This window comes from Devosia sp., assembly GCF_034675085.1.
In the GTDB taxonomy this organism is placed as follows: domain Bacteria; phylum Pseudomonadota; class Alphaproteobacteria; order Rhizobiales; family Devosiaceae; genus Devosia.
Map to the genome: position 1 here is coordinate 1 of NZ_JAUCDN010000160.1, position 7,690 is coordinate 7,690.

Annotated in this window: 7 protein-coding genes and 1 pseudogene; 2 read left to right on the forward strand and 6 right to left on the reverse strand. The window is 65.0% G+C overall.

The window, feature by feature from the left end:
• From VDP82_RS11070 to VDP82_RS11080, 3 genes and pseudogenes are all read right to left on the reverse strand, one after another.
• Positions 1-185, reverse strand: a pseudogene (locus VDP82_RS11070) (hypothetical protein); the annotation flags it as partial.
• 2 nt (positions 186-187) lie between these two features.
• Complete coding sequence (locus tag VDP82_RS11075; RefSeq protein ID WP_416347101.1) at positions 188-859, reverse strand: 3-oxoacid CoA-transferase subunit B; 672 nt, start codon at positions 857-859, stop codon at positions 188-190.
• Positions 852-1,577, reverse strand: a complete 726-nt coding sequence (locus tag VDP82_RS11080; RefSeq protein WP_323014906.1) for a 3-oxoacid CoA-transferase subunit A — start codon at positions 1,575-1,577, stop codon at positions 852-854. The genes VDP82_RS11075 and VDP82_RS11080 overlap by 8 nt, the downstream gene beginning before the upstream one ends.
• 260 nt (positions 1,578-1,837) lie before the next feature.
• Between VDP82_RS11080 and VDP82_RS11085 the strand changes: the two genes are divergently transcribed.
• Positions 1,838-2,593, forward strand: a complete 756-nt coding sequence (locus VDP82_RS11085; RefSeq protein ID WP_323014907.1) for an IclR family transcriptional regulator domain-containing protein — start codon at positions 1,838-1,840, stop codon at positions 2,591-2,593.
• 165 nt (positions 2,594-2,758) lie between these two features.
• Here the strand turns inward: VDP82_RS11085 and VDP82_RS11090 are convergent, their stop codons facing one another.
• From VDP82_RS11090 to VDP82_RS11100, 3 genes are all read right to left on the reverse strand, one after another.
• Positions 2,759-4,192, reverse strand: coding sequence for a M81 family metallopeptidase (locus VDP82_RS11090; RefSeq protein WP_323014908.1), 1,434 nt, complete (start codon positions 4,190-4,192; stop codon positions 2,759-2,761).
• Positions 4,192-5,379 carry an MFS transporter gene (locus tag VDP82_RS11095; RefSeq protein ID WP_416347102.1) on the reverse strand — a complete coding sequence of 396 codons (1,188 nt, stop codon included), beginning with the start codon at positions 5,377-5,379 and terminating at the stop codon, positions 4,192-4,194. Before VDP82_RS11095 ends, VDP82_RS11090 begins: the two co-directional genes overlap by 1 nt.
• A 206-nt stretch (positions 5,380-5,585) precedes the next feature.
• Positions 5,586-6,068, reverse strand: coding sequence for a hypothetical protein (locus VDP82_RS11100; RefSeq protein WP_323014910.1), 483 nt, complete (start codon positions 6,066-6,068; stop codon positions 5,586-5,588).
• Positions 6,069-6,441: 373 nt separating this feature from the next.
• Between VDP82_RS11100 and VDP82_RS11105 the strand changes: the two genes are divergently transcribed.
• On the forward strand, positions 6,442-7,596 hold the full coding sequence (locus VDP82_RS11105; RefSeq protein ID WP_323014911.1) for a Gfo/Idh/MocA family oxidoreductase: 1,155 nt from the start codon (positions 6,442-6,444) through the stop codon (positions 7,594-7,596).
• The last annotated feature ends 94 nt before the right edge of the window (positions 7,597-7,690 follow it).

The following is a 7,690-nucleotide window of genomic DNA, read 5'->3' on the forward strand; positions in this document are numbered from 1 at the left end:
TCGCCCGCCTGGTTGGCGTTGCCGAAGATCACGTCGTCGACCGCTTCCCAGTCGACGCAGCCATTGCGGGCCACCAGCGCGCTCAGCGCAATGGCGCCCAGATCGTCGGGACGCACCATGGCCAGCGCGCCGCCGAAGCGGCCGATAGGGGTGCGGATATAGTCACAGATATAAGCGTCGGTCATGTTCAAACCTCAGGGGCCACCAGATCGGCAATCGGGCCGGAAACCACCAGTTCGGCCCCGGTCACGTCCTGCAAGCTATCAAGGCTGAGCCCCGCCAGCTTCTCCCGCAGAATGAAACGGTCCTTCTCGATATCGATCACGGCCAGGCTCGTATAAACCCGCGTCACGCATCCCACGCCCGTCAGCGGCAGCGAACAGCGCTTGACCAGCTTGGGCCGCCCGTCCTTGGTCACATGGTCGGTAATGACAGCGACGCGTTTTGCCCCATGCACCAGGTCCATCGCCCCGCCCACGGCCGGCACGCCCTTGGGCCCGGTCGACCAATTGGCCAGGTCGCCATTTTCCGCCACTTCGTAGGCGCCCAATATCGCCACATCCAGATGTCCGCCCCGCACCATGGCAAAGCTGTCGGCATGGTGGAAGAAGGCCGCGCCCGGCTTCAAGGTGATTGCCTTCTTGCCTGCATTGATGAGGTCCCAGTCCTCCTCGCCTTCGGGCGGAGCCTCGCCGAAATTGAGCACGCCGTTTTCGGTGTGGAACACCGCCTGCCGGCCCGGCGGCTGGAACTTGGCCACCATTTCGGGAAAGCCGATGCCCAGATTGACATAGGCCCCGTCGGCAATGTCCTGCGCCGCGCGCCAGGCGATCTGCGCGTTGGAAAGTTTCTCAACCATCATAAGCCACCCCGGCGCGCATCAGCGCCTCTTCCTGCTGCGCGTCGGCCACCTCCAGAACCCGGTCGACGAAAATGCCCGGCGTCACCACCTGTTCGGGGTCGATTTCCCCCGGTTCCACCACCGACCGCGCCTGCACAATGGTCAGCCTGGCCGCCGCCGCCATCAGCGGCGAGAAATTGCGCGCCGCCTTGCGGAAGGTGAGATTGCCCATGCGGTCGGCCAGCTCGGCCTTCAATATGGCCACGTCCGCCTTGAGCCAGCGCTCCTGCACATAGGATTTACCGTCGAATTCGGCCACGGGCTTGCCCTCGGCCAGCTCGGTGCCGAAGCTCGACGGCGTATAGAAAGCCGGAATGCCGGCGCCCGCGGCGCGGATGCGCTCGGCCAGTGTGCCCTGCGGCACCAGCTCCAACCCGATCTCGCCCTTGAGATAGCGTTCGGTGAAGGCGCGCGGATCGACCGAGCGCGGAAACGAGCAGATCATCTTGGCCACCATGCCGGCATCGATCATGGCGGCGATGCCGATGCGCCCATTGCCGGCATTATTGTTGACCAGCGTCAGGTTCTTCGGGCTTCCCGTCGCCTTGAAGCGGTCGATCAGCGCATGGATCAGCTCGATCGGCGCGCCCGATCCGCCAAACCCGCCGATCATCACCACCATGCCGTCCGTGATGCCCTCCAGCGCCGTTGCCAGGTCTGGAACACTCTTATCCATGGCCTTTGTCCTTTTTCCCATACTTCGGCTCCTTCGCCTCCCTCCCCCTTACGGGGAGGGATCGAGGGTGGGGGGTGTTTAGCCACGATATCGCGGCTCTCGGCACCTCCTCCCAACCTCCCTCGTCGAGGGGGAGGAGCCGCACGGAAGGCGCCGCGCGCCCCTGTGATCGGATACCCATAAACCCCGCCCCACCTTTCCCTTCAACCGAATTTGTGCGATATGCTGTATTTGTTGACATATCGCACAAAGGCCACGCCATGCTCGAACGCGACATCATGGGCGGGCTGGCCAAGGGCCTGCTCGCCATCGAGACCTTCACCGCCGAGCGCCCGCGCCAGTCGATCAGCGAAGTCTCCGCCGCTTCCGGGCTCGACCGGGCGACGGCGCGGCGCTGCCTGCTGACGCTGGCCCATCTGGGCTATGCCGATTATGACGGGAAATATTTCACCCTGACGCCGCGCGTCCTGCGGCTGGGCACGGCGTGCCTGGCCACCATGCCGCTGCCGCAAATGGTGCAGCCGCTGCTCGACCGGCTCTCGCAGGAACTCGGCGAAAGCTCGTCGGTCTCCATCCTCGATGGTGCCGATATCGTCTATGTGGCCCGCGCCGCCCAGCGAAAATTAATGGCCATCGCCCTTATGCCCGGCTCGCGCCTGCCCGCCTTCTGCACCTCGATGGGCCGCGTCCTGCTCGCCGCCCGTCCCGAAGGCGAAGCGGCGGGGATTCTCGAACAGACGCCCCTCATCGCGCGCACCCCGCTCACCCGCACCGACCCCGCCGCCATCCTTGCCGAACTGGCCCGCATCCGCGCGCAAGGCTATGCGCTCATCGATCAGGAGGTGGAAATGGGCCTGCGCTCCATCGCCGTTCCCATCCGCAATGCGCGCGGGGCCACCGTTGCGGCCCTCAACATCGGCGCCCCCGCCACCCAGCAGAGCGTCACCGATCTCGTCGACCTCTATCTGCCGGCCATGCAGGCCGTGCAGGCCGAATTGCGGGCGATGCTGAATTAGATCGTTGCCACATTTGACCCAGCCCATCCCCACCCACCATGTCATGCCGGCGCAGGCCGGCATCCATCCTGAAGGCCATCCGCCACCTCGATGGGTTTGGAAACATGCGGAGATGGATTCCGGCTCAAGGCCGGAATGACACCGGGCTCGGGAGGCTTACGGCGTTCACCCCGCCCGCTTCGACCACACCACCTCGGGCGTAAACGCGAAATCCCGGTCGAACGGATATTGCTTGCCGCTTTTGTGCTTGCGCTCCAGCCGCTCGACGAACTGGTCCACCACCCCCGGCGACAGCGCCATCAGGCCCGGATTGGCGATGGGCCCAAGCTCGGGCGACAGATAGCCCGATTTCACCACGACGATGCGCGCCGCTTTCGGGTCGAGCCCCAGCCGGGTGAAGTCCGCCAGATTGTGGAAGGGCCGCCGCCGCGCCGTCAGCACCAGGTCGATCCCGCCGATCCGCACCACCGCCTCGCGCAGGCGCTTTTCGCCGGTTTCGAAGAGGAACTGCACCTCGGCCTCGGCGTCCACCGGCGTGCTGGCCGGATCGAGGCTCGCCCCGATATGCAGTTTCACCCGCGCGCCCACGCCCGCCGCATAGGCGGCCTCCGTCGCCGCCGCGTCCGTGATGCCGGCAAAGATCACGCCCTGCGCGTTCCGCGCCATCAGCGCCGCTAGCACTTCGGCCCGGTCGCCCACCCCGCCGCCGGTGGGGTTGTCCCCCGATTCGGCCAGCACCACCGGCTGGGTCTGGCTCGCCACGGCCTTGTCCACGCACTCTTGGATGGAGCCGGTCTCCATGCCGAAGACGAACCCTTCGCGAATGTTCCAATAATCCTGCGCCAGATGCCGCGCCGCCTCCGCCATGGCGCCCCGGTCGGTGCCGGTGATGACGGCGCAGGCGGTGGCGCGCGGCTCGTCGGCCCATACATAGCCCACCTGGAACGAGGCGTCCCAGATGCCCGTGGGGTCCTCCACCGCCTCCATCTGGGCATAAAAGCTGCGCGCCGGCTCGTCCTGGGTCGAGGTGCGCTCCCCCGGCAGCAGCACCGGCACCTTGGCCCAGGCCAGCATCGGCTTTTCACCCCGGCGCAGCGCCCGCACCAGCATGTTCACCGCCCGGCGCATGGTGTCGGGCGTGTCGATATGGGGCGCGGTGCGATAGGTGGAGAAAATATCGAGATTGTCGATGATGGTCTGGCTGATATTGCCGTGCAGGTCATAGCTGGCCGCGATCGGCAGGTCCGGCCCCACCGTCTCGCGCACCGCGGCGATGAAATCGCCCTCGGCGTCGAACAGGCCTTCCACCACCATGGCGCCATGCAGCGGCAGATACACCCCGTCCAGCGGCATCGCCGCCTTGATCCCGTCGAGGATTTCTCCCTTCCAGCGCTCATAGATATCCCGCGCCACCGGCCCGCCGGCAATGGCGCGCGCGTGAAGGATGGTGATGAACTCGGCGGGGAAATGCGTCAAAAAGTCGAAATAGCCGTCCTTGAGCATGGCGGGCCCGCGCAGCACGCGGAAATCGCCCTCATGGTTGAGCACGGGATTATAGGAGCTGCATTCGATATGCAGTCCGGCCACGGCGATACGCATCAGAGCACTCCGGCTATGTCGGCTTGAGGATTGTGGGAGAGGGAGGCTGGCCGCGGCTTCAGCCGCCCGGCGAGCAATAGGCTCAGCCCCAGCACGGGGATGACGCAGGCAATGCCCAGTCTGATGCCGCCATGCTCGGCCACCAGCCCGATCAGCGGCGGCCCGATCAGGAACCCGGTCAGAGCCACGAAGGAGAGTACCGCCACATTGGCCGAAGCGGCCCGGTCGCCAATGCCCGCCGCCGCCGTCACCGCCAGCGGGAAGCCCACCGACACGCCCAGCCCGATTATGCCGAAGCCAACCAGCGCCATTTCCACGCTGGGCGCCATATAGAGCAGGGCGCCGCCCAGAACCGCCAGCGTGCCGCAGAGCCGCGCCGTGCCCACCGCGCCGAACCGGCGCTTGAGCAGGTCGCCGCCGAAGCGGCCCGTCGCCACCAGCAGCGCGAATACCGAATAGCCCAGCCCCACCAGCCCGCCTTCGGCGAACAGCGCGTCGCGCAGGAAAATCGCCGACCAGTCGGCCATGGCGCCTTCGGTCATGGTGATGCCGAAGACGAAGAGACAGATGCCGATCAGGGCCGGGCTGGGCAGCGCCCAGGCCGAGCGCTGCACCTGCCCATGGGGGGCGCTGTCATCCAGCCGGGGCAGGGCCCAGGCGCTGGCCAGCGCCAGCGGCAAAACGATCGCGGCCACCAGCGGCACCGACAGGGAAGGGGCCAGCCCCAGCCCGGCCAGCCCGGACCCGACGAGGCTCCCCGCCATGATGCCCAGCGACCAGCAGCCATGGGCGGTGTTCATGATCAGCCTGCCGCCGGCTTTTTCCACCAGGTCGGCCTGCACGTTGAGCCCCAATTCGACAAAGGAGATGGCCGACCCGGCCAGCATCAGCGCGACAAACAGCAGCAGCGGGCTCGGGGCCAGCACCGGCAGGCAGGCGGCGATGGAATAGAACACGAACCCGATCAGGATCGCCCGCCGCGCTCCGATCCGCCCCACCAGCGGCCCGGCAAAGGGCAGGGTGACCAGCGTGCCGCAGGGCATGCCCAGCAGCGCCAGCGCCAGCGCCGCCGGCCCCAGCCCCATTCCCGCCTGCACCTCGGGAATGCGCGGCAGCCATGAGCCGAAGGCGATAGGCTGGAAGAAGAACACCAGCATGACGAGCCGTTGCGGCGTGAAAAACGACATGTCCAGACTCTTGTTCACGGACTCTCCCCACCCACCGCGCGGCACCTCCCCCTTGATGGGGGAGGCTGGGAGGGGGTGAGAAAGCCCCAATATCGGGGCCAAACGCCCCCACCCTTGATCCCTCCCCGCAAGGGGGAGGGTGTCGACTGAACCATCGCAGAAGAAGAAAAAGAGCCGATAGCGCCTCTTGCCCTATCGAAAAGTCTTCAGCTCTTCCCCATCGGATAGGGCAGGTAGCCCACGAACCCCGTCAGCTTCCAGCGGCCGTCCACCTTGCGGCAGAAATACACCGTCTGCCAGTTGAGCGTGTCCTTGCCGCCATCGGCGCGGGCGATGCTGCCGTCGAATTTCTTGTGCGCCACGGCGCGCTCGCCCTTGATTTCGATCTCGGTGAGGCTGGTGGCGCGGTGGATGGCCGCCTCGGCGTCCTCGGCATAGGCCACTTTCTGGCCCTCGCGCGCCTGGCGCAGCCATTCCTCGCGATAATCGGCCAGGGTGGGAAAGCTGATGGTCCAGCCATCGGGATTGTCGCAACCATTGCCGTTAACGCCGAAAAAGTCCTCGGCGACGAAATCGTCCTCCACCATGGTCCAGTCGGCGGCGATATAGGCCGCGATATCGCGTTCCACCAGCATGGTCCAGATGGCGCTGCGCTCGGCGTCGCCGGGGAAGGGATTGGGGCTGCTCATCGCTCTCCTCGCCTGCATGGGACAGGGCCGGTTCTTCCCGGTTTCGCCCCTGCATTTGTGTTTCAAATTTTCATTGTGGTCATCATTCTGAAAGCTCGCCCAAGAGCCCAGATGAATACCAATTTGGCCATGCTGCCTCTTTCCACAGCCTTTGTCCAGCGCCGTCCTGCCGAAAATATGGGCAGAAACCCCCAGAAATTAGGCAAAATTCGTCGCAGTACAGGAAAATTCAGGGGTGGCTTAAATTGGTATTGAAACTGTGTCGAATTCGTGTTGACATGGCTTTGGAAACGATCCTAGTCTTGAAAATCGTTTACACAAACGTCACCGGCCCGCAAGAGGTCGGCGGTCTAATAAAACAGGGTAGGAACTTATGCGCGTCGGCATAATCGGCCTCGGCTATCGTTTGGGATATCTGGCTCGCGTCTTCTCCGTGGCGCGTCCCGATTTCGAGATCGTCGGCTATGTCGATCCCGATCCGGCGGGCCTGTCCTATGCCACCGAGCATGGCGTGAAGATCGGCCCGGCCTATGACAGCCTCGAAGCGCTGATCGATGGCGGCAATCTGGACCTGCTCATGGTCGGCTCGCCCAACCACATGCATCTCGATCATATCCGCATCGGTCTCGAGCGCGGCCTCAGGATCTTTTCCGAAAAGCCGGTGGTCACCTCCATCGAGGATACCATGGCGCTGGCCGAGCTGCTCGGCCGCTACGGCTCCGACAATGTCATGGTCGGCCTCGTCCTGCGCTATGCTCCGCTTTATGTCGATCTGCGCAAGGCCCAGGCCGAGGGCAAATTGGGCGACATCGCCTCCATCGAGGCGTCCGAGCATATTCCGCCCTATCACGGCGCCTTCTTCATGCGCGACTGGCGTCGCTACGAGAAATATGCCGGCAGCTTCATGCTGGAAAAATGCTGCCACGACCTCGATCTTTATAATGGCGTCATGGGGTGCCGCCCGCGCTTCGTCGCCAGCTTTGGCGGCCGCCGCAGCTTCACGCCCGCAAATGCCCCCCAGGGCACCGGCGCCAACGATCTGGAGGTCTACCACCGCAAGCCTTCGGGCTGGCAGGGCTCGGACAAGGTCTTCGACAGCGATGGCGACATCATCGATTTCCAGACCGCCATCGTCTCCTATGAGAATGGCGCGGCGCTGACCTTCCACACCAATATCAACGTGCCCGACGATTTCCGGCGCTTCGCCGTCATCGGCGCCAAGGGCATGGCCGAAGGCGACTTCATCCGCAATTACTTCCGCGTCACCGACAGCCGCACGGCCGAGCGCCTGGAAGACAAGACCTACAAGAATTCCGAATTGTCCCAGCATTACGGGGCCGACGAGCAGATGGCCGAGGATATCCTGCGCCATCTGACCGAGGGTGTGCCGCTGCCGGTCTCGGTGGTCGACGCGCTCGAAGCGGGGCTTCTCGCCCTTTCCATGGACCGGGCCATGCGCACGGGTTCGGTTGTCGATATGGCCCCGCTCTGGCAGCAGTTCGATGCTGCCCTCGGGCGTGCAGGCTAAGGAGCAAGGCCCATGACCAGCAGCCGCAGCGCCACCCTTTTCGCCTTTGCCCTGCTGGCTCCGGCACTCATCTATATCCTCACCATCGTGGCCT

What these genes read in the sequence shown, in the direction of transcription:
- VDP82_RS11075 (WP_416347101.1), bottom strand. Translation starts at nt 859, where the DNA reads ATGGTTGAGAAACTTTCCAACGCGCAGATCGCCTGGCGCGCGGCGCAG.
- VDP82_RS11080 (WP_323014906.1), bottom strand. Translation starts at nt 1,577, where the DNA reads ATGGATAAGAGTGTTCCAGACCTGGCAACGGCGCTGGAGGGCATCACG.
- VDP82_RS11085 (WP_323014907.1), top strand. Translation starts at nt 1,838, where the DNA reads ATGCTCGAACGCGACATCATGGGCGGGCTGGCCAAGGGCCTGCTCGCC.
- VDP82_RS11090 (WP_323014908.1), bottom strand. Translation starts at nt 4,192, where the DNA reads ATGCGTATCGCCGTGGCCGGACTGCATATCGAATGCAGCTCCTATAAT.
- VDP82_RS11095 (WP_416347102.1), bottom strand. Translation starts at nt 5,379, where the DNA reads ATGTCGTTTTTCACGCCGCAACGGCTCGTCATGCTGGTGTTCTTCTTC.
- VDP82_RS11100 (WP_323014910.1), bottom strand. Translation starts at nt 6,068, where the DNA reads ATGAGCAGCCCCAATCCCTTCCCCGGCGACGCCGAGCGCAGCGCCATC.
- VDP82_RS11105 (WP_323014911.1), top strand. Translation starts at nt 6,442, where the DNA reads ATGCGCGTCGGCATAATCGGCCTCGGCTATCGTTTGGGATATCTGGCT.